18 protein-coding genes are annotated in these 21,068 nt (G+C 70.3%); 12 read left to right on the top strand and 6 right to left on the bottom strand.

Annotated features, from left to right (window positions below):
- The first annotated feature begins 4 nt into the window (after positions 1-4).
- Genes IBL26_RS06015 through IBL26_RS06005 form a run of 3 tightly spaced genes read left to right on the top strand, consistent with a single transcriptional unit; the run spans position 5 to position 3,751 of the window.
- Positions 5-1,498 carry an amidase gene (locus tag IBL26_RS06015; protein ID WP_187783563.1) on the top strand — a complete coding sequence of 498 codons (1,494 nt, stop codon included), beginning with the start codon at positions 5-7 and terminating at the stop codon, positions 1,496-1,498.
- A 25-nt stretch (positions 1,499-1,523) separates the two neighbouring features.
- A complete protein-coding gene (locus IBL26_RS06010) occupies positions 1,524-2,942 on the top strand; it encodes an amidase (RefSeq protein WP_187783562.1) in 1,419 nt (472 codons plus the stop codon).
- A 56-nt stretch (positions 2,943-2,998) separates the two neighbouring features.
- Entirely contained in the window at positions 2,999-3,751 is a 753-nt protein-coding gene (locus IBL26_RS06005; RefSeq protein WP_187783561.1) for an SDR family NAD(P)-dependent oxidoreductase, read from the top strand.
- A 138-nt stretch (positions 3,752-3,889) separates the two neighbouring features.
- On the opposite strand, the gene IBL26_RS06000 is transcribed toward IBL26_RS06005, so the two are convergent.
- The gene (locus IBL26_RS06000; protein ID WP_187783560.1) at positions 3,890-4,111 is read right to left on the bottom strand and encodes a hypothetical protein; all 222 of its coding nucleotides are present in this window, start codon (positions 4,109-4,111) and stop codon (positions 3,890-3,892) included.
- Between the two features lie 325 nt (positions 4,112-4,436).
- Between IBL26_RS06000 and IBL26_RS05995 the strand changes: the two genes are divergently transcribed.
- The 3 genes from IBL26_RS05995 to IBL26_RS05985 are packed head-to-tail and all read left to right on the top strand — an operon-like array spanning position 4,437 to position 7,602.
- On the top strand, positions 4,437-4,751 hold the full coding sequence (locus IBL26_RS05995; protein WP_187783559.1) for an NIPSNAP family protein: 315 nt from the start codon (positions 4,437-4,439) through the stop codon (positions 4,749-4,751).
- 17 nt (positions 4,752-4,768) lie between these two features.
- On the top strand, positions 4,769-6,577 hold the full coding sequence (locus tag IBL26_RS05990; protein ID WP_206684151.1) for a TRAP transporter large permease: 1,809 nt from the start codon (positions 4,769-4,771) through the stop codon (positions 6,575-6,577).
- A 35-nt stretch (positions 6,578-6,612) separates the two neighbouring features.
- Entirely contained in the window at positions 6,613-7,602 is a 990-nt protein-coding gene (locus IBL26_RS05985; protein ID WP_187783557.1) for a TRAP transporter substrate-binding protein, read from the top strand.
- 50 nt (positions 7,603-7,652) lie between these two features.
- Here IBL26_RS05985 and IBL26_RS05980 read toward each other — a convergent pair whose 3' ends face one another.
- From IBL26_RS05980 to IBL26_RS05965, 4 genes are read right to left on the bottom strand one after another with little or no spacing between them, the layout of a single operon-like run.
- Positions 7,653-9,173 carry a tripartite tricarboxylate transporter permease gene (locus IBL26_RS05980; protein ID WP_187783556.1) on the bottom strand — a complete coding sequence of 507 codons (1,521 nt, stop codon included), beginning with the start codon at positions 9,171-9,173 and terminating at the stop codon, positions 7,653-7,655.
- On the bottom strand, positions 9,173-9,604 hold the full coding sequence (locus IBL26_RS05975; RefSeq protein WP_241749074.1) for a tripartite tricarboxylate transporter TctB family protein: 432 nt from the start codon (positions 9,602-9,604) through the stop codon (positions 9,173-9,175). The genes IBL26_RS05980 and IBL26_RS05975 overlap by 1 nt, the downstream gene beginning before the upstream one ends.
- Positions 9,605-9,652: 48 nt before the next feature.
- Complete coding sequence (locus IBL26_RS05970; protein WP_187783554.1) at positions 9,653-10,966, bottom strand: sigma-54-dependent transcriptional regulator; 1,314 nt, start codon at positions 10,964-10,966, stop codon at positions 9,653-9,655.
- Positions 10,963-12,360 (bottom strand): ATP-binding protein, encoded by a 1,398-nt coding sequence (locus tag IBL26_RS05965; protein WP_187783553.1) that lies wholly within the window; start codon positions 12,358-12,360, stop codon positions 10,963-10,965. The genes IBL26_RS05970 and IBL26_RS05965 overlap by 4 nt, the downstream gene beginning before the upstream one ends.
- Positions 12,361-12,818: 458 nt before the next feature.
- Between IBL26_RS05965 and IBL26_RS05960 the strand changes: the two genes are divergently transcribed.
- A complete protein-coding gene (locus IBL26_RS05960; protein WP_241749072.1) occupies positions 12,819-13,472 on the top strand; it encodes a DUF1349 domain-containing protein in 654 nt (217 codons plus the stop codon).
- A gap of 174 nt (positions 13,473-13,646) precedes the next feature.
- Complete coding sequence (locus IBL26_RS05955) at positions 13,647-14,474, top strand: SIR2 family NAD-dependent protein deacylase (RefSeq protein ID WP_187783551.1); 828 nt, start codon at positions 13,647-13,649, stop codon at positions 14,472-14,474.
- A 10-nt stretch (positions 14,475-14,484) separates the two neighbouring features.
- Here IBL26_RS05955 and IBL26_RS05950 read toward each other — a convergent pair whose 3' ends face one another.
- A complete protein-coding gene (locus IBL26_RS05950; protein WP_187783550.1) occupies positions 14,485-15,411 on the bottom strand; it encodes a GntR family transcriptional regulator in 927 nt (308 codons plus the stop codon).
- Positions 15,412-15,578: 167 nt separating this feature from the next.
- Here IBL26_RS05950 and IBL26_RS05945 point away from each other — a divergent pair, with 167 nt between their 5' ends.
- Genes IBL26_RS05945 through acnA form a run of 4 tightly spaced genes read left to right on the top strand, consistent with a single transcriptional unit; the run spans position 15,579 to position 21,040 of the window.
- Positions 15,579-16,559, top strand: coding sequence for a Bug family tripartite tricarboxylate transporter substrate binding protein (locus IBL26_RS05945; RefSeq protein WP_241749070.1), 981 nt, complete (start codon positions 15,579-15,581; stop codon positions 16,557-16,559).
- A gap of 5 nt (positions 16,560-16,564) precedes the next feature.
- The gene (locus IBL26_RS05940) at positions 16,565-17,629 is read left to right on the top strand and encodes an Ldh family oxidoreductase (protein ID WP_241749068.1); all 1,065 of its coding nucleotides are present in this window, start codon (positions 16,565-16,567) and stop codon (positions 17,627-17,629) included.
- Positions 17,630-17,643: 14 nt separating this feature from the next.
- Entirely contained in the window at positions 17,644-18,411 is a 768-nt protein-coding gene (locus IBL26_RS05935) for an MBL fold metallo-hydrolase (RefSeq protein ID WP_187783548.1), read from the top strand.
- Positions 18,404-21,040, top strand: coding sequence for an aconitate hydratase AcnA (gene acnA / locus IBL26_RS05930; RefSeq protein ID WP_241749066.1), 2,637 nt, complete (start codon positions 18,404-18,406; stop codon positions 21,038-21,040). The genes IBL26_RS05935 and acnA overlap by 8 nt, the downstream gene beginning before the upstream one ends.
- The last annotated feature ends 28 nt before the right edge of the window (positions 21,041-21,068 follow it).

Below are 21,068 nucleotides of genomic sequence, written 5' to 3'. Positions count from 1 at the left end.
CGGCATGACCTCACTGTGCGACCTGACGGCTGTGGAGCTGCGGCGCCTGATCGGCACGCGGCAGGTTTCGCCGGTGGAATTGCTGCGCGACTGCATCGCGCGGATCGAGGCGGTGAACCCGGCCCTGAACGCCATCGTTGCCACGGATTTCGAGGGCGGGCTAGAGGCGGCCCGCGCCGCCGAGGCACAGGTGATGCGCGGCGATTCGCTGGGCCCGCTGCACGGCCTGCCCGTCGGCATCAAGGATCTCAACGACACGGCGGGGCTGCGCACCACCTACGGCTCCCCCATGTTCCGCGACCACGTGCCACAGAATGACGAGCGGGTGGTCGCCGCCTTGCGCCAGGCCGGCGCCATCATCGTCGCCAAGACCAACACGCCGGAATTCGGCACCGGCGGCAACACGCTGAACGACGTGTATGGCGCCACGGGCAATGCGTTCGATTCCGCCTTGTCCTGCGCCGGCTCCAGCGGCGGGTCCGCCGTGGCGCTGGCGGCGTCCATGCTGCCGCTCTGCACCGGTTCCGACACCGGCGGGTCGTTGCGCAAGCCGGCCTCCTGGTCCGGCGTGGTCGGCTTCCGGCCGACGCCAGGGTTGGTGGCATCGGAACGCCGGCGGCAGGGCTGGTCCGTGCTCTCCGTACAGGGGCCGATGGGGCGGGACGTCGCCGATACCGCCCTGCTGCTTTCCGCCATGGCCAGCGCCGACAGTCGGGACCCGATGGCGCATCCCCGTGCCGAGGGCCCGGAGGCATTGGCCCGGCCGCACCCGGTGGACCTGTCCTCCCTGCGCGTCGCCATCTCCACCGACCTGGGCTTCGCCCCGATAGCCCCCAGCATCCGCCGCGTCTTCGCCGCCCGGACGGCGGTGCTGGCCCGCATCTGTGCTCGGATGGAGCCGGAAGACCCCGACATGGCGGGCGTCGAGCGCGCCTACCGCGTCATCCGCTGCACCAATTTCATCACCGGCTTCCGGAAGTACTACGAGCAGGACCCGCAATTGCTCGGTGCCAATACCCGCGGCAATTACGAGGAAGGGCTGCGCTACAGCCTGGCGGATCTGGCCGAGGCACAGGCCGAGCAGACGCGGATCTACCGCGCCTTCCAGGAGTTCTTCACCCGGCATGACCTGCTGCTGCTGCCCTGCCAGGCACTGACGCCTTTCCCCAAGACCCAACCCTACCCGACCGAGATGGAGGGCATTCCCCTCACCGGGTATTTCGATACGTCCGGCATCACCTACGGCATCTCCATCACCGGGCACCCCGCCATCTGCATTCCCTGCGGCCTGGATGAGTACGGCATGCCCTTCGGCCTGCAGGTCGTGGGGCCGCGTGGCGCCGATGGCTTCACCCTGGCGGCGGCGCAGGCGCTGGAGCAACTGTTCCGCAGCCTGCCGGAGTTCGCCCGGCCGTTGCCGGACCTGGCGCGGCTGGCCGCCCATCCGGCCGGCGGCAGGACGGCTGCCCGGCAGCCCGCCGAGCCGCAATACCGCTGAGACGCAGCCGCGAGGAAATCGATCCATGAACGACCGTCACAGCACGGCGTATGATGTGCGCCAGCGCCCGCCTTTGACCTTCCACGATGCCGTGCCCGCCTTCCAGTCCTGCGCCGATACGCCGCGCGCCTACCTGGAGCGCTGCCTCGCCACGATCGGGGAGCGTGAGGCGGTGGTACAGGCCTGGGTCGTGCTGAACGAGGCCGGCGCGCGGGCGGCGGCCGATGCCAGCACCCAGCGCTGGCGGGCCGGCCAGCCACTCTCCGCCATCGACGGCATGCCCATCGGCATCAAGGATCTGATCGCGACGCAGGACATGCCGACGCAGATGGGCTGCGCCGCCTATCGCGGCCACTTTCCCAAGCACGATGCCGCGCTGGTGCAGGCGCTGCGCGCTGCGGGCGCCATCATCCTCGGCAAGACGGTGACGACGGAGCTGGGCATGTCCGAGCCCGGGCCGACCACCAACCCCTACCATCCGGGCCATACGCCGGGCGGCTCATCCTCCGGCTCCGCCGCCGCGGTGGGGGCGGGCATGGTGCCGGCAGCCATCGGCACGCAGGTCGGCGGCTCCATCATCCGCCCGGCCAGCTATTGCGGCAATGTCGCGCTGAAGCCGACCCAGGGCGCCATCAACCGGGGTGAGCGGCAGGGCCTGTCCCAGGCCACCGCCGGCGTGCACGCCAACGCGGTGCAGGATATGTGGCAGGTGGCGATCGAGATCGCGCGGCGCGTCGGCGGCGATCCCGGCGCGCCTGGTCTGTTCGGGCCGGCGGCACCCCCGGCGGCGGAGCGCCCTGCGCGGCTGATCGTGATGGAATCCGAAGGCTGGGCTTTGTTGGATACGGCATCCCGCGATGCGTTCGAGGCGATCCTGGACCAACTGCGCGTCGCCGGGGTGGAGATCCTGCACCGCAACCAGCATCCGTGGATCGAGGCGTTCGAACGCAGCATCGCCGATGCCAGGGCGATGACCAACGAGATCTGCGCCTTCGAGAACCTCAGCACCATGCGCAGCCTACTGGCACAATCGCCCAACGGCGTCAGCGAGCGGATGAAGCGCCGCCACGCGACGGGCGAGGCGATGAACCTGGACGGCTACCGCCGCCGCCTGCTGCAGCGGGAGGAAGCGCGCCGCCACCTGGCCGCCCTGGCCCCATTGGCCGATGCGCTGATTGCCCCGGCCTCCCCCGGCCCGGCACCGGCCTGGGCCGGCGACATCCCCGGCCAGCCTCTCAACCCGCGCCCGACCGGCGACATCGCCTTCAACGCGGCGACTTCGGCGCTTGGCGCGCCGGCGGTGACGGTGCCGCTGGCCAGCGTGCATGGCCTGCCCATGGGCATCCAGCTGATCGGCCAGCCGCATATGGATGCCCGCACCACCGCCCTGGCGCGCTGGATGCTGGAGACGCTGCGGCCGCACGAAGCCCCGGGCCAGCCTTAGTCGGCAACGGGCCGCTTCCACGACGACCAGACGACAACCAGAAAGGCAGGCAGGACATGGCACAGCAGCGCAGGGTGGCCCTCATCACCGGTTCCGGCCGCAATATCGGCCGGGCCGTGGCACTGGGTCTGGCTGAGGATGGCTTCGACGTCGTCATCAACGGCGCCTCGGACCGGGCGGCGTGCGAGGCCGTGGCGCGGCAGGCCCAGGCGCTGGGGGCGTCGGCCCTCGTCGTCATGGGCGATGTCGGCAATCGGGAGGACGCCACGCGTCTCGCGCGGGAAGCGATGGGGATGTCGGGCCGGGTGGACGCGCTGGTGAACAACGCGGCGATCCGCCCGCACGGCCCCTTCCTGGACATCGCGGAGGAAACCTGGCGCCGCGTGCTGGCGGTGGACATGGAGGCGGCGATCTGGCTGACCCAGGCCTGCCTGCCCGGCATGCTGGCGCAGGGCTGGGGGCGGATCGTCAATGTCACCGGGATGAACGCCATCCAGGGCCATGCGGGGCATGCGGCGGTCTCGGTGGCCAAGCATGCTGTCTGGGGGCTGACGAAATCGCTGGCCAAGGAATTCGCCGCGCAGGGCATCACCGTCAACGCCGTCTCCCCGGGCCCCACCGCGCAGGACGAAGACGGCACGGCGGATACGGAGGCGACGCGGCGGCGGCAGGCGACGATCGCCCGCATCCCCACCGGCCGGCTGGGCACGCCGATGGAAATCGCCGCCGTGGTGCGGACGATGGTGTCCGACGCCGGCGCCTTCATCAACGGCCAGATGGTGCAGGTGAACGGCGGCACGCAGACCTGAGCCCTGCTCCAGACTGCGGAGGCGGCGCCCTGGAGCGTGGTGGCTTGCGGTAGCATAACCGAAAGCCTGAATCGCCTTACTAGACAGAGGCATAGAGCGCGTTTCCTGAACGCATTATGCCCCAGTGGTCGAAATGTCCTAGTGGTCGAAGCGGGCGAGCTTCATGACGATGCGCCCGACGGCACCGATGCCGCGGCCGACCGTCCACAGGATCTCCGCGAAGGTCGATACGTCGTTCACGGTGTCCAGCGCTTCACCCACCCGCTGGCGGCGGCTGGCCTTCCGGCCGGACTTCGCCGCACGCTCCACCTCCCGCTGGTTGGCGGCCGCGATGGCGCTGGCCTTATCCTGTTCGACCATCCTGCTTGCTCCCGCTGACGCTGGGTGACGGGCCTCCGATGGCGGCCCCCGCCCCAGCGCACCTCAGAGCATGGATGTGGCGAGAACGTGTCGCTTCGGCCGGATGGATGGTCCGGCCGTGGGCGGCGGACCTGGCGATCCGGGCGGGCGAAGCGGGGGCAGGTACGCAGCCACGGCCTGCCGGCCCCTGCACCGCATAAGCCCAGCCGATTGGCCGCCCTGTGCCTGGCGCATCGTGCGCTGGCGCCCGCCTGCCGCTACATCTGCAAACCCCGTCCGCCCCCGTCAGGCCGGACCCGGGCGCGGAGCAGGCCAGGAGACCCCGATGATCCTCGACGAGCGCAGCTACACGGTGAAGCCGGAACTGCTCACATTCTACCTGGAGACCTATGTGGCCGAGGGCATGGCCATCCAGGTCGGCCATCTGGGCGACCTCGTCGGCTGGTTCACCACCGATGTCGGCGTGATCAACGAGGTGGTCCATATCTGGCGCTATGAGAACCTGGGCGAGCGGGAGCGCCGCCGCGCCGCCATGGAGGCCGACCCCGCCTGGCTGGCCTTCCGCGCCAAGACCTCCCACTGCGTCACGCGGATGCATAGCCGCATCCTGCGGCCCACCGCCTTCTCCCCGATGCGTTAGCCGGGGGCATGGCTTCCTTGCCTGAAACACCGGCCGGTGCCCTGGTGCAGGGCGCCGTCCGGTTGCTGCGGCGCGTGGCCGGGCTGTTGCTGGCGGCGCTGCTGGCCCTGGTGCTGGTCTCCGTGGTGGCGCGCTACCTCTTCGCCACGTCGTTCCTCGGCGCGGATGAACTGGCGATCTGGCTGCACGTCGCGCTGATCGCACTGGGGGCGCCGCTGGTCTCCGGCAGCGCCCTGGCGATGAAGCTGGACAGCCTGACCGGCCGCCTGCCGCCCGCCGCCCGCCGGGTGGCGGACCTGCTGGCGGATGCGGTGGTGGTGCATGCCGGGCTGGTGCTGGCCTTCGGCAGCATGGCGGCCATCGCGTTGATCGGCGGCACCTCCCCCTCGCTCGGCCTGCCGGAATGGGTGCGCTACGCCTTCATGCTGTTCGCCGGCGGCATGACGGCGGTGGCGGCGGCGGTGCAGGCCACCGCACAACGCGGCGCCCGCCATGCCCTGCTGGCCGTGGCGACCGGCATCGCCAGCTACACCGCCGCCAGCCTGCTGCTGGCGGAGCCGGTGGGCGCACCGTCGCTCGTTGCCAGCCTGGTGGCGTTGGCGGCGCTGGCGATCGGGGCGCCGACCGCGCATGCGTTGATCCTCGGCGCCTCCCTGGCCATTCCCTTCGGCAGCCTGCTCCCGGAGCCCGCCATCGTGCAGAACGCCGTCTCCGGCGTCAGCGGCTTCCTGCTGCTGGCTATCCCGTTCTTCCTGCTGGCCGGTGGCTTCCTGACGGCCGGTGGGCTGGCGCATCAGTTCGTGCGGTTGGCGGCGGCGCTGGTGGGGCACTGGCGCGGCGGCATCGCGCAGACGACGCTACTGACCAGCGTGTTCTTCTCCGGCGCCTCCGGCTCCTCCATCGCCAATGCGGCCTTCGGCGCCAAGGTCATGGTGCCGGCGCTGATGGCGCGCGGCTACTCGCCGCCGCAGGCCGCCGCCATCGTCGCCGCCACCTCGCTGCTGGACAATATCATCCCGCCCTCCATCGCGTTCCTGATGCTGGCCACGGCGGTCACCAACCTCTCCGTCGGCAGCCTGATGGTGTGCGGGTTCTTCGCTGGACTGGTGCTGGCCGCCGCCCTCGCCATCGCCCTGCACCTGACGGCGCGGGACGCCGCGACGCCCTCGGCCCGCGCAACGGGCAAGCAGCGGCTGCTGGCGCTGCGGGATGCGCTGCCGGCCCTCGGCCTCGCCTGCGTCGTCGTGCTGGGCATCCGCTTCGGCGTCGTCACGACGACGGAAGCCGCAGCCGTCGCGGCGCTCTACGCGCTGGTGGTGTGCTGCGCCATGCGCTCCATCACTCCCCGCGGCATCCTGCGGGTGCTGGAGGACGCGGCTGTGGAGACGGCCGCCATCGGTCTGCTGATCGCCGCCTCCGCCCCCTTCACCTTCCTGCTGGCGGTGGACCAGGTGGGGGATTGGGCGACGCAATGGCTGGCGGGGTTCGGCAGCAACCCGGTCATGTTCATGCTGATCTCCAACCTTCTCCTGCTGCTGGCGGGCATGGCGCTGGATACCGGCGCCGGCATTCTGTTGTTTGGCCCGCTGTTGATTCCTGTTGCCGCCGCCATGGGGATCGACCCGGTGCATTACGGCGTCATCCTGGTCATCAACCTGATGATCGGCGGGCTGACGCCGCCGGTCGGCATGCTGGTCTTCGTCTCCGCCGGACTGACCGGCGTCAGCGCCGATTCCGTCTTCCGCGCCTGCAACCCGCTGCTGCTGGCGTTGATTGCGGCCACGGCGCTACTGGCCACCGGCGCCGTGCTCTGGCCCCTCCTGTGAATCGCCCCTGGCCCCAACGCGACAAGGACTTCGCCATGCTTCTGCTGGATCGCCGCCGCCTTGGCCTCGGCCTGCTTGCCCTTGCCCCGGCTTTGTCCCACGCACGCACCGCGCGGGCGGCGGGGCGGGTGGTGACCGTGGCATCCCTCTTCGGCCCCGATGCGCCGGAGACGCGGATCTGGCTGCGCATCCGTGAACAGGTGAACGCCCGCCTGCCCGGCCAGTTCGACATCCGCATCGTGCAGAACGCGGCGCTGGGCGGCGAGAAGGAGGTGGCGGAAGGCGTGCGCCTGGGCTCCGTGCAGGGCGGCATCGCCACCATGTCCATCCTCTCCACCTGGCTGCCGGAAGCGCAGATCCTCGACGCGCCCTTCGTGTTCCGGGACGGCGCGCATGTGCGCCGGGTGCTGGACGGCCCACTGGGCGAGGAGTTCCGCGGCAAGTTCGCCCGGCAGGGCTTCGTCGTCCCCGCTTACATCAACTACGGCGCCCGCCAACTGCTGGCGAAGGAGCCGATTACCCTGCCCACACAACTGTCCGGCAAGCGCATCCGCGCTATCCAGAGCCCGCTGCATACCGAGCTATGGCGTGCCTATGGCGCCAACCCGACGCCCATTCCCATCACCGACACCTACAACGCGCTGAAGAGCGGCGTGGTGGACATGATGGACCTGACCAAGGGCCCGTATGTCGGCTTCAAGCTGAACGAGGTGGTGCCCTACCTGATCGAGACCGGGCATATCTGGGCGGCTGGCGCCGTCTATTTCTCCCCGGTCTTCTGGCGGACGTTGAAGCCGGAGCAGCAGGCGGTGTTGTCCGAGGTGGTGGCAGAGGCCGCGCTGTATTTTGACCAATTGGTCGTGGCGTCCGAGGCCGATGCCGTCCGCATCGCCCTCGCCGCCGGCGGCCACCACATCGTGCCGCAGGACCTGGAGGCGTGGCGCCAGGGCGCCCGCCCCGTCTGGGCCAGCCTCGCCCCCAAGGTCGGCGGACTGGCGCGGATCGAGGCGCTTGCGGCGGCCTGAGCCGCCGGAGGACCCGCCCCGGCGTGGCCGGGGCGGGGTATGGGCCAGCGTTACTCCGCCGCCGCCAGCTCCCGCCGCGCCTTGCGCTGCATGCGGATGGCCGAGAACAGCGACCAGGCCAGCAGCAGCGTCGTCACGGTCAGGAACCCGGCGCTGATCGGCCGCTGTAGGAAGATCATCGCATCGCCGCGAGAGAGCAGCATCGCCCGGCGCAGATGCTCTTCCATCAGCGGGCCGAGGATGAAGCCCAGCACCAGCGGCGCGGGCTCGAACTTCAGCAGCGTCATGGCATAGCCGAACACGCCGAAGCCCATCACCAGCAGCACGTCGAAGGCGCTGTTGTTGACGCTGAACACGCCGATGCAAATGAACAGCAGGATCGACGGATACAGGATGCTGTACGGGATGCGCAGCATCCGCACCCACATGCCGATCAGCGGGATGTTCAGGATGACCAGCAGCACGTTGCCGATCCAGAAGCTGGCGATCAGCCCCCAGAACAGTTGCGGATGCTCCGTCACCAGGGACGGCCCGGGCTGGATGCCCTGGATGATCATCGCGCCCAGCATCAGCGCCATCACCGCGTCGCCCGGGATGCCCAGTGTCAACGTGGGGATGAAGGCGGTCTGGGCGGACGCGTTGCTGGCGGCTTCCGGCGCGCTGATGCCTTCCACGGCGCCGTGGCCGAAGCGTTCCGGCTTGCGGGCGATGCGCTTTTCCACCGCATAGGCGATGAAGGCGGCGATGGTGGTGCCGGCGCCCGGCAGCGTGCCGAAGAAGGAGCCGACGCCGCTGCCGCGCAGCATGGCCGGCCAGGATTGCCGGACGTCGTCCTTGTTCGGCACCATGGAGCGGAGAGTGATCTTCTCCTGCTTCTGCTTGTTGACGGTGCGCATGCGCTGGATGCTGGTGATGACTTCCGAGACGCCGAACAGCCCCATGGCGAGCGCGACGAGGTTGAAGCCGTCCGCCAGTTGCGGGATGCCGAAGGTGAAGCGCTGCGCGCCCGTCTGCACATCCGTGCCGACGACGCCGAGCGCCAGCCCGACCAGCACCATCGCGATGCCCTTGGCAGGCGACCCTTGCGCCAACGCGGCAGCGGCCACCAGGCCCAGCAGCATCATGGAGAAATAATCCGCCGGGCCGAAGGCCAGCGCGACACCGGCCAGCGCCGGGGAGAAGGCGGTGAGGACGATGATGCCGATGGTGCTGCCGACGAAGGAGGCGATCGTCGTCATGAACAGCGCGACGCCGGCCCGGCCCTTCTTGGCCATCGGGTAGCCATCCAGGCAGACCACGGCGGCGGCCGGCGTTCCCGGCAGGTTCATCAGGATGGAGGCGGTGGAGCCGCCGTACTGCGCGCCGTAGTAGATGCCGGCCAGCATGACCAGCGCCGCCGTCGGCGGCACGTGGAAGGTCAGCGGCAGCAGCATCGAGATGGTCGCCAGCGGCCCGATGCCCGGCAGCACGCCGATGAAGGTGCCAAGGAAGACGCCGATGAAACAGTAAAGCAGGTTCTGGTAGGCGAAGGCTTCCTGGAAGCCCAGCGCCAGGTTGGCGAACATCTCCATCAGAAGAAGTTCCAGCGGAAGGCGGGGATCGGAATACCGAGCCCCTTTGAGAAGACGACGACGCCGATGACGCAGAGCCCGGCCGCCAGCAGCACGACCTGCAGCGGCTTCACCCGCTCAGCCAGCGCGGCGACGAAGGTCAGGCAGACCGTGGCCGGCACCAGGCCCAGCCTCTCCACCACCAGCGCGAAGACAAGGACGGAGAGGCAGATGGCCACGAAGGGCCGCCAGTCCGGCACCGGCAGTGTGCCCTGGCGGAACATGGCAGGCACCATAACGAGGATGCCGAACAGGCAGACCAGGGAGCCGATGATGACCGGGAAGTAGCCGGGCCCCATGCGGCGCAGCGTGCCCATGTTATAGCCGGTGGAATGCAGCACGAACCACGCGCCGCCGCCTATCAGGGCGACGCCGCCGATGATGTCCGCCAAGTCTCTTGCTCGTCTCAAACCTCAGTCTCCCCGTTGAACGGCGCCGCCTCATTCCTTGATGCCGAGGCGGCGCATCCTCTCCCACATCGTGGTCCGCGATATGCCCAGCATCTGCGCGGCTTCGTTGATCCTGTTGCCGCTGCGGGCCAGGATCTGGCGAATGTGTTGGCGCTCCGCCGCATCCCTGGCGTCGGACAGGGACAGTGGCGGCGCCTCCCGCGCGCGGTGCTCGGGGAACAGGTCGGCGGGTTCCAGCCGCGCGCCCTCCCCCAGCACCATCGCGCGCTCTATGCGGTTGCGGAGTTCCCGCACGTTGCCGGGCCAGTGATGCGCCAGCAGCGCGTCGAACGCCGCGGCGCTGATCTCCGGCTCGTCCCGCCCCAGGGCTGTCGCGAAGTGGCCGAGGAAGTGCGCGGCCAGCTGGCCAAGATCCTCCGGCCGCTCGCGCAGCGGCGGTAGGCTCAGTTCCACCACGGCCAGGCGGTAGTACAAATCCTCGCGGAAGCGGCCATCGGCCACCCGCTTGCGGAGTTCCGCGTTGCTGGCGGCGACGATGCGCGCGCGCAGCTCCAGCTCCTCATGCCCGCCGAGGCGGGTGAAGCGGCGTTCCTGCAACAGCCGCAGCAGCTTGGCCTGGGATTGCGGCCCCAACTCCGCCACCTCATCGAGGAACAGCGTGCCAGCGCCGGCCTGCTCGGCCAGGCCGGCGCGCCGCTCCGTGGCGCCGGTGAAGGCGCCGCGCTCATGGCCGAAGACCTGGCTCTCGAACAGCTCCGTCGGGATGGCGGAACAATTGACGCCGAGGAACGGCGCGGCGGCCCGGGGGCCAAGGTCGTGCAGGCGGCGCGCGGCGACCTCCTTGCCGGCGCCGCTCTCGCCGCTCAGCAGCACGCTGGTCTCCACCGCGCCCAGCTTCTGCAACTGCCGGTTCAGCGTCTGCATCGCCGGGGAACTCCAGCCCGCACCGTTCACCGGTGGGTCGGAAGGCGGCGTCCAGCTGGCGAAGGCCGCCAGCTTGTCGATCAGCAGCTGCGCCGGGAACGGCTTCTCCACATAGTCATCGGCGCCGGCCCGCAGCAGCCGCACGGCCTGCGCGACATCGCCAAAGGCGGTGACGACGATGATGGGCGTGCCGCCGATCTCCGGCATCAGCCGTGTCAGCAGCTCTTCGCCGCTGCCATCCGGCAGGCGGATGTCGCAGACGATCAGGCCCGGGCGGTGCTGGCGCAGCAGCGCCTCCCCCTCCTTCACGCTGCTGGCCCAATGGGTGCGGATGCCTTCCAGCGTCAGGCGCTGGACCAGGGATTCACCCAGCACGAGGTCATCCTCGATCAGGATGAGGGAGCGGCGGTCGGCGGTCATGGCCTGCCCTCCGCCCGGCTGGGAATTCGCAGCAGGATCAGGCTGCCGGCACCGCCGGGCACGACGGTGATCGTGGCATCCAGCGCCGCCGCAAGCTGTGCCGCAATCTCCAGCCCCAGCCGTCCCTCCAACCCCTGGGCGGAGGCGAGGCCGGAGAGCACCTCCACGCCCTCCGGCGGCAGGCCACCGGCCTCGTCCTCCACCCGCACCAGCATGTCCTCCCCCTCCCGCGTCACGGCGAGGGAGACGTGTCGGCCGGCGGGGGAAGCGGTGACGGCGTTCAGCAGCAGGTTCAGCAGCAATTGCCGCACCCGCAGCGCATCGGCCTGGAACGGGCGCGGCAGATCGATCTCCCAGCCCAGGCCGACGCCGCGCCGGCGCGCCTCCGGCAGCACCAGTAGTTTTAGGTCTTCCAGGTCGGCGGCGGATAGCGGGCGGCCTTCCTCGTCCTGCCGGTGGGCTGCCAGCGTGGTGCGCACCACGGCCTCGATCTGCCGCAGGCCGCGTTCCACAAGGTCCACCGCCCGTTCCCGCGCCGCGCGGTCGGCGCCGAAGAGGCGGATGGTATCCAACGCCGTCAGCATCCCGGCCAGGGGGTTGCGCACCTCATGTGCCAGGCTGGCGGAGAGGCGGCCGAGCACCGCCGCGCGTTCCCGGTCCGCCAGCCGGATGGCCAGCTCCTCCCGCTCCCGCAAGCTGGCGATCATGCTGTTGAAGGCCTGGGCGAGGCGGTTGGCCTCGACATCCCGCCCCCACCCGGCGCTGCTGGTGTTCAACGGCTCAAACCCCCCGGCGCCGGCGCGGCTCAACGCGGCCGTCACGGCGAAGAACGGCTTCATCAGCTTGCGGGAGAAGATGGCGGCGATCAGCGCCGCCGTGCCGGCCAGCAGGAAATCGACCACGCTGAGCACCCAGACCAGTTGGCTGCGCCGCGCCGCCTGTTGCGGGAAGGCCAGTTGCACCGCCACCAGGGCGATGGCCTGGCCATCCTCCAGCAACTCCTTCTGCGCCCAGGCCGTGTCCTCCCGCTCGTTGAAGATCCACTGCGTGCCCAGCAGGCCCTGGGCCAGCGGCGGCGTGCCGCGTGCCTCCCCCGCTTGCGCCAGCACACGCCCCTGCCGGTCCGCGACGACGATGGCGAGATCGCCGATGCCCTGCTGGAAGCCCATCCCGCGCTCCAGCGTCGCCGCCAGCGCCTGGAAGTCGCCGGAGCGCAGCGGCGGCAGGGCGGCACCGGAGAGGCTGTCCATATAGACATCCGCCAGCCGGACGATCTCCTGCTCCATCTCCCGCTGCATCACATGCACGGCCAGGTGCGTCGTGCAGATGGAGGATACGAAGACCGCCAGGCCGACGACCAAGGGCAAGCGGACGGCGAAGCTGAGCGAACGCATGGCGAATCCCACGACCTCCTGCACCCACGCCGCACGCCGGCGCCGGATGGCACGGGATGGCGGCCGGGACGTCAGCGCGAAGGCCCGCCCGAAGCGGGGCCGGGCCGGCGCTGAAGCCCCGCGGGGCGCCGGCAGTGTACGGGGTGATGGGTTCGCGACACATGCCGCGGTCAGAGCAATTCCCTTGCCAGCCGGGAAACGCTCGTCAGAACAACGGCTTGACGATTATGGCACCCTGGCGCGTCCGGAACGCCGGACGCCGCCCGGCCCCGGCGTTCTGATTCCCGGAAGCCGGCGACCGGCGCCTGTGTCGGGGATACAGCTTTCCACTCCGCAACCCTGACCCGCCGCGTGCCGCCCGGCTTGCCACCCGCCCTTTCGGGGGTGTTTCTATAACCTGCGCCGTGGACGGACGGTGCCGGGCGGCGATGGCCGCCTGTGTCACAGGAGCCAATGTCATGCGCCCGCAGCCCCCGGCCACCAGCGATGCCCCTTCTCGGCCCGGAGTCCCCGCACCGTCCGAAGGTCTCCTGCTCGGCCTCGGCGGCGGGGTGTGGCTGAACGAACCGGCATCCTGGAGCGAGGCCGATGGCAGCCTGACCCTGGCCACCGACCACGGCACGGACTTCTGGCGCGAAACGCATTACGGCTTCACGCGCGACACTGGCCACTTCCTCGGCTTTGCCACGAAGGAGGCCTTCACGGCGCAGCTACGCATCCGGGCGCGGTACGAGATGCTGTACGACCAGGCCGGCATCATGGTGCGGCTGGACCAGCACCATTGGGTCAAGGCCGGGGTCGAGCTCTCGGACGGCCGCGCCATGCTGGGCAGCGTGCTGACGCGGGGGCAATCCGACTGGGCCAGCGGACCGTACGAGCATGATGCGAGCGATTTCTGGATGCGCGTGACGGTCGCGCGCGGCGTGTTGCGCATCCAGGCCTCGGCGGATGGCCGGACCTGGCCGCTGGTGCGCCTCACGCCCTTCCCCGTCGCCCCATCGTATCGTGTCGGCCCGATGGCGTGCACGCCGGAGCGGAGCGGCCTGCAAGTCCACTTCTCCGACCTGCGCCTGACCGCGCCGCTGGGCAAAGACCTGCATGACCTGAGCTAGAGCGTGATGGCTTGAGGCGGAATCACCGAAGCCTGAACCACGCGATCCAACACAGGTATGGAGCATGGTGTGCGAACGAATGTGAACGCCTCATGCTTCAAGCCGGCTGCCGCGCGGCGGTGGAACCTTGCGGCGTCCAGCGGGGTTTCTGTCCGCAGGAGGCAAGGCCACTGCATGCGGGCGGAGTTGAGCGAACTGGTACGCATCATCCGCGAGCGGCGCGCCATCCTTTTCGCCGGCGCGGGCCTGTCGATGAGCGTGGGCCTGCCATCCTGGCGGCAGCTGATCGAGCATATGGGCGAGGATCTGGGGCTGGACGCCAAGGCCTTCCTCAACACGCAAAGCAGCTACCAGGCCCTGGCCGAATACTACCGCCTGCAGAAGGGCAGCATCGGCCCGCTGCGTAGCTGGATGGACCGCAACTGGAACGTCTCGGACGAGAAGGTGCGCGCTTCCCGCATCCACGAGATCATCGTCTCGCTGAATTTCCCGATCATCTACACCACGAACTACGACGCGAACCTGGAGACTGCCTACCGCGTCCATGGCCGCGACTACGTCAAAATCGTCAACACCCGTGACATCGCCAACGCGAATGGCTGCGCCACGCAGATCGTCAAGTTCCACGGCGATTTCGAGGACGACCAATCCCTGGTGATTGCCGAGAGTGACTATTTCGACCGGCTCAGCTTCTCCTCGCCGCTCGACGTCAAGCTCTGGGCGGATGCGCTGGGCAGGACCATCCTGTTCATCGGCTACAGCATGTCGGACATGAACATCCGGCTGCTGCTGCACAAGCTGGCACATATCTGGCGCGTCTCGGGCCACGAGCGGGACCGGCCGGCCTCCTTCGTGTTCATGCCTTATCCCAGCCAGGTGCAGAAGGTGGTGCTGGCCCGCTGGGGCGTCGAGTTGATCGCGGGGAACGAGGAAAATCCGGAACACGCCCTCCTGGCGTTCCTGGAGGAATTGCAGCGTGGCGTGCTGGAAGGCGCGGAATGAAGCGCCTGCCTCAGGGCTTGCCGTCCGGCGGCGCCCCCGTCTCCAGCAACGGGCGCACGGCGGAGAGGTTCTGCATGACGGCACCCAGATGCACCCGCATGGCCGCCGCCGCTTCCTCCCGCCGTCCCGCTTCCAGCAGGTCCAGCATGGCCAGGTGCTCCCGCGCCTGGCGGTAGAAGCGCTGGCGGTCGGTCAATGAGCGGTACACCAGCAGGCGGCGCACGCGGTTCACCCGCTGCAGCGCCTCCAGCATGAACGGGTTGCCGGAGGCGCCGACGATCGCCTCGTGGTAGCGCACGCCCCGCTCGTACAGCGCGTCCGAGGACGCGGTCTCGATGCTACCGGCCAGCATGGTCTCCTCCACCGCGCGGCATTGCGCAGCCACGGCGGGGTCCAGCCGGTAGCCCGGTTCCAGCAGGCTGGCGGGCTCGATCGCCAGGCGCAGGCGGTAGGTCTGCTCCAGGGCGTCCGGCGTGGTCAACACGGAGGAGAAGCGCCAGCCATAGCCGGCGCGGCGTTCCGCCCAGCCCTCGGCCGCGATGCGGTCCAGCAACTGCGCCAATTGGCCGCGCGTCACGCCATAGCGTTCCCGTAGCGCGGCTTCGGACATGGTGTCCGGCAACCGGCCGGCGACGCGGTCCTCGGCGATGGCGAAATAGACTGCCGCCAGCCCCTGCGGCTTGCGCCCGCCCGCCAGCACCCCGGCTGGCTGCTGTCCTTCCTGCGCCACGAAGAACCCACGGCGCGGCGCCGGCGTCACCACGCCATGGTCCGCCAGCACGCGCAGCGCCTGCCCGATGGGGAAGCGGGAGACGCCGAAGCGGTCCGCCAGGCGCTGGGCGGAAAGATGCGCCCCGGCGGGCAAGGCGCCGGCGCTGACATCCTCGGCCAGGGCCTGGACGATCTGGGCGACCGTGCTGGTCGGGGTCTCGGACATGCGGCGGGGCGTCTCCGGCTGCGCGGCCCTGGGTCGGGCCCCGGCGGGGGTAGAGCAAAGCGGGGCGGCTTCGCAATGCAACGCGACGGGAGGTTGATTTTAGGATTGCATTTCTGAACCACAACATGCAATTCAATCGGCAACAGCAAGACCGAGGAAACGCCGCCATGATCACCCGCCGCCACCTCACCCTGAGTGCCGCGCTCGCGCTCGCCGCCGGCCAGGCCCGCGCCCAGGGCGGCTATCCGGACCGTCCGGTGAAAGCCATTGTCGGCTACCCGCCCGGCGGCGGGGTGGACATCGTGGCCCGGCTGCTGGGCGAGCCGATGCGGGGGAAGCTCGGCCAGCCGGTGATCGTCGACAACCGTCCGGGGGCCAGCGCCATGATCGGCGCGCAGGCCGTCGCGAAGGCGGCGCCGGATGGCTACACCATCCTGTTCGCCGCGGCGGGCGAGATCGCGGTCAACCCCTCCCTCTACAGCGATCGCATCGCCTACGACGCGGCGCGGGAACTGACGCCTGTGGCGCTGTGCGGCACGGTGCCCTGCGTCGTGGTGGTGCCGTCCACCCTGCCCATCCACACCCCGGCGGAGCTGATCGCCTATGCGCGGGCGAAGAAGGGCGAGTTGTCCTTCTCCTCCTCCGGCATCGGCAATCCGCAGCACCTGGCGGGCGAGTTGATGAACCACATGGCGGGGACCGAGGTGCTGCACGTGCCCTATCGCGGCTCCGCCCCCGCCGTGACGGACGTGGCCAGCGGCCGCGTGACGATGAGCTTCAGCAGCCTCGGCGCCGCCCTGCCGCTGATCCAGAGTGGCAAGCTGCGCGCGGTGGCCGTCACGTCGCGGGAGCGGATGCCGCAGCTGCCGGATGTCGCGCCGCTGCGCGATGCGCCGGGGCTGGAGAATTACGAGCTGATCAACTGGTTCGGCGTCTTCGCCCCCGGCGGCACCCCGGCCCCGGTGCTGGAGCGGCTGGCGGCGGCGGCGGATGCGGCGCTGGCCGAACCCAGCCTGACGGCCAAGCTGATGGAGCAGGGCATCATCCCGCGCCGCCTGGCGCCGGAGGCCTTCCGCGCCTTCGTGCGGGAGGAGACGCAGAAATTCGCCACCATCATCCGCGACGCCCGCATCACGCCGGAAGGCTGACCACGATGCCGCACCTCGAACAGACCCTGAAGGCGAGCATGACCGAGACCACCCTGCCCGAGAGCGAGCTCCTCCACCGCGCCACCACCGCCCTGCACCGCGGCGGCATGCGGCAGGAGGATGCGGAGAAGACGGCGCGGGTGCTGGTGCTGGCGGATATGTTCGGTGTCCGCACGCACGGCATCAGCCGCGTGGCGCAGTATCTGGCGCGGGTCCGCGTCGGTGGTATCGATGCGCGGGCCGATGTGCAGGTAGCGCGCATGGCGCCCGGCCTCTCCATGGTCGATGGGCGCAACGGCGTCGGCCCCCTGGTCGGCACGCATGCGCTGGAAGCGGCGATGCAGTCGGCACGGGAGGTCGGTATCGGGGCCGCCTTCGCCAGTGGCAGCAACCATTTCGGCCCGATCCTGCCCTACAGCTTCATGGCGGCGCAGCAGGGCTTCGCCAGCATCATCGCCAGCAACGCCACCACCACCATCGCCCCCTGGGGCGGCAAGGATACGCGGGTGGGCAACAACCCGATGGGCATCGGCATGCCCAACCCGGGTGGCGACCCCATCCTGCTGGACATCGCGCTCTCCGTCGCCGCGCGGGCGAAGATGCGGAAGCTGTTGCAGCAGGGCGAGCCTTTGCCGGAAGGCTGGGCGGCGGATGCCGACGGCAAGCCGACCACGGACGCGAAGAAAGGGCTGGAAGGCTTCCTGCTGCCGATGGGTGGCCACAAGGGCTACGGCCTGGCGGTGATGGTGGACCTGCTGGCCGGCCTGCTCTCCGGCGCCGCCTACCTCACCCATGTGCAGGCGTGGGACAAGAACCCGGAAGCGGCGCAGAATCTTGGCCATGTCTTCATCCTGATCGACACCACCAAGCTGCATTCGGCCGACTGGATGCGGGAGCGGATGGCCGATTTCGGCGCCATCCTGCGGGACACGCCCGCCGCCGACCCCGCCCAGCCGGTGATGGCGCCGGGCGACCGGGAAATGGCCCTCTACGCGCGCTCGAAGCGCGACGGCGTGACGGTCGCGACCGCCGACCTGGATGCTCTGCAAACTTCAATCGGCGAAGCATAAGGAAAGGCAGCGCCATGTCCTGGACCGTCGAGATCCTGTTGCAGGGCTACCCTGGCAAGTCGAAATACCACGGCGGCCTGGGGTGGAGCACCGTTGCCCTGGCGCGCGGCCCGGAAGGGCGGATCGCCCTGCTGGATACCGGCGGCTTCGGTGCCCGGCGCCGCCTGTTGACGCAGCTGGAGGCCGCCGGCGTGGCCCCAAGGCAGGTGACGGACCTGCTGCTGACCCACCTGCATTACGACCACTGCCTGAACTGGCCGATGTTCCCCAATGCCACGCTCCATGCCGGCGCGGCAGAGCTGGAGATGGCACTGGCCCTGCCGGATGGCGATCCGCTCTATCCCGAATTCACCGTGCGGGAACTGGCGCGCCACCCGCGCCTGCGCCGCCTGGTGGATGGCGAGACCGGCCTGCCCGGCATCACCTGCTTCACCGCCCCCGGCCACACGATGCACCACCTGGCGTTCGTGCTGGAGGGCGCGCCCCGCACCATCTTTTCCGCCGACGTGGCGAAGAACCGGGCGGAACTGGCCAGTGGCCGGGCGGACATGACGCTGGATGCCGCCGCCCACGCGGCCTCCATCGCCCGGCTGAACGCGGCGTGGCGGGAGGTGCCGGGGACGGTGCTGGTGCCCGGCCACGACCTGGCGCTGACGCTGGATGCCGCAGGCCGCATGGTGCCGCATGGCCAGCGCGCCTGCGCCATCGACGCCTGGTTCACCGAGGATTTCGCCAATGTCACTCGTTTCGACCTGACCGAAGGCGGGGCGCCGCATGGCTGACCACCCAGTCCCCGAAATGGTGCCAACGCGCTGGCTGGAAGGGCTGTTCGGCCGCCGCCGGTGCATCGACCTGCCAGCCGCCGCCGGCGGCGCGGCGGTGCTGGCACGGATGCCCTGGTGCCACCGCGTATTGTTGGAAAACGTCATGCGCCAGCCGGAGCCTGCAACGCGCGCCGCCGGCCGCGAAGCGCTGCTGGGCTGGCTGGAAAGCGGGCAGTCGGAAGCCGAGATCCCCTTTGCCCCCGGCCGCATTCTGATGCACGACACCACCTGCGGCCCGGCGCTTGTGGATATCGCCGCCATGCGGGACGTGCTGGCGGCGGCGGGCGGTGACCCGGCGCGGCTGAACCCCGCCGTGCCCGTCGCCACCTCCACCGACCATTCGCTGCCCGTCGATGTCTCCGCCCGGCCGGATGCCATGCAGGCCAACATGGCCAACGAGATGACGCGCAATGCCGAGCGCTACCGCTTCATGAAATGGGCTTCCGGCACCGTCAGCGGCTTCCGCGTGTTTCCGCCGGGCACCGGCATCATGCACACCATCAACCTGGAGCGCCTGGCGACGGTGGTGGCCACCGAGCAGCGCGAGGGCGAGAGCTGGGCGGTGCCGGACACGCTGGTGGGCACGGATAGCCACACCCCCATGGTGAACGGCATCGGCGTGCTGGGCTGGGGCGTCGGCGGCATCGAGGCTGAGGGGGTGATGTTCGATGTTCCCGTCTCCCTCCGCGTCCCCGACGTCATTGGCGTGCGGCTGGAAGGGGCGCTGCCCGAGGGCAGCCTGGCGACCGACCTCGCCCTGGCGGTGACGCAGATGCTGCGCGCGGCCGGCGTCTCTGGCGAATTCGTGGAATTCTTCGGCCCTGGCATTGGCGAACTGACCGCCGGGCAGCGCGCCGTGGTGGCCAACATGGCGCCCGAATACGGCGCCACCACCGGCATGTTCCCGATCGACGCCCTGACCTTGCGCTACCTGCGGGAGACCGGGCGGGATGCGGCGCAGGTGGCCCTGGTGGAAGCCTATGCGCGGGCGCAGGGGCTGTGGCACGACCCGTCCAGCGCCCCGCGCTACAGCCGCGTGCTGGCGCTGGACCTCACCAGCATCCGCCCATCCCTGGCCGGGCCGCGCCGGCCGCAGGACCGGCTGGACCCCGCCGGGGTCCCGGCGGCGCTGCAGGCCGCCGGTGTGCTGCGGAATGGGCCGGCGCCGGGCGGCATCCCGGCCGATGCGGTGGCCATCGCCGCCGTCACATCCTGCACCAACACCACCGACCTTGGCCTGCTGGTCGCCGCCGGGCTGGTGGCGCGCAAGGCGCGGGCACTTGGCCTCGGCGTGCCTGCGTGGGTGAAGACATCGCTGACGCCCGGTTCGCCCAGCGCGGAGCGGCGGCTGCGCCGCGCTGGCCTGCTGGAGGATCTGGAGGCGCTGGGCTTCGGCCTGGCCGGCTATGGCTGCGCTACCTGCATCGGCAATTCCGGCTCGCTGCTGCCGGCGGTGGATCAGGCAGTGCGGCAGGATGGGTTGCGGCCGGTGGCGGTGCTGTCCGGCAACCGGAACTTCCCGGGGCGGGTGCATGCGCAGATCGATGCGGCGCTGCTGGCCTCCCCGCCCATGGTGGTCGCCTTCGCCATCGCCGGGCGCGCGGCGCTGGATATCAGCCGGGATGTGCTGGCCACCACCCCCGCCGGCCGGCCCGTGCATCTGGCCGATCTATGGCCCAGCGCCGCCGAGATCGCCGCGCTGACGGCGGCCGCCAGCGATCCGGCCGATATCGCCGCGGCGGGCGAGGCCGCCGACCGCTCCGCCAGCTGGGCCGGGCTGGAGGCGCCGGCATCCTCGCTGTTCCCGTGGGACGCGGCCTCCACCTACCTGCGCCCGCCGCCCTTCGTGACGATCGGGACGGAAGCGCGGGCGCCGGGCGCGCTGACCGCCCACCCGCTGCTGGTGCTGGGCGACGACATCACCACCGACCACATCTCCCCCGCCGGCGCCATCCCGGCGCGCAGCGATGCCGCCGCGTGGCTGGTGGAGCGGGGGGAGGACCCGGCGGACCTAAATGTCTATGCCTCCCGCCGCGGCAATTGGGAGGTCATGTTGCGCGGCCTGTTCACCAACAGGACAGTGGTGAACCTGCTGGTGCCGGGCCTCGCCGCCGGCCAGACCATCTTCGCCCCGACAGGCGAGACGCTGCCGGTCTGGCGCGCGGCCGCCCGCTACGCGGATGCCGGGTTGCCAGTGGTGATCCTGGCCGGCGAGCGCTACGGCACCGGTTCCTCCCGCGACTGGGCCGCCAAGGGCGCGCAGTTGCTGGGCGCGCGGGCGGTGCTGGCCAACAGCTTCGAGCGTATCCATCGCGCCAACCTGGTTGGCATGGGCGTGCTGCCGCTACGGCTGCCGCAGGGCTGGCGGCCGGACGGCCTCGGCCTCGCGCCCGGGGATATGGTGGAGATCGCGCTGGAGCATGACAGGCTGGAACCGCGCGCGGCGGTGCCGGTCACGCTGCGGCGGCGGGATGGCAGCGTCCTCCACGGCACTGCGACCGCACTGCTGGACACGGCGCGGGAGGTCAACCTCATCCGCAATGGCGGCATGATCCCGACCATCCTGCGCCGGGCGCTGCGCGCCTGAGGGAGGCGAGGCCGGGCACGTATGGCCC

Source organism: Teichococcus aerophilus (assembly GCF_014490485.1).
GTDB lineage: Bacteria > Pseudomonadota > Alphaproteobacteria > Acetobacterales > Acetobacteraceae > Pseudoroseomonas > Pseudoroseomonas aerophila.
The sequence above is the reverse complement of the archived record's forward strand: the minus strand, read 5'-3'. Positions and strand labels throughout refer to the sequence as shown.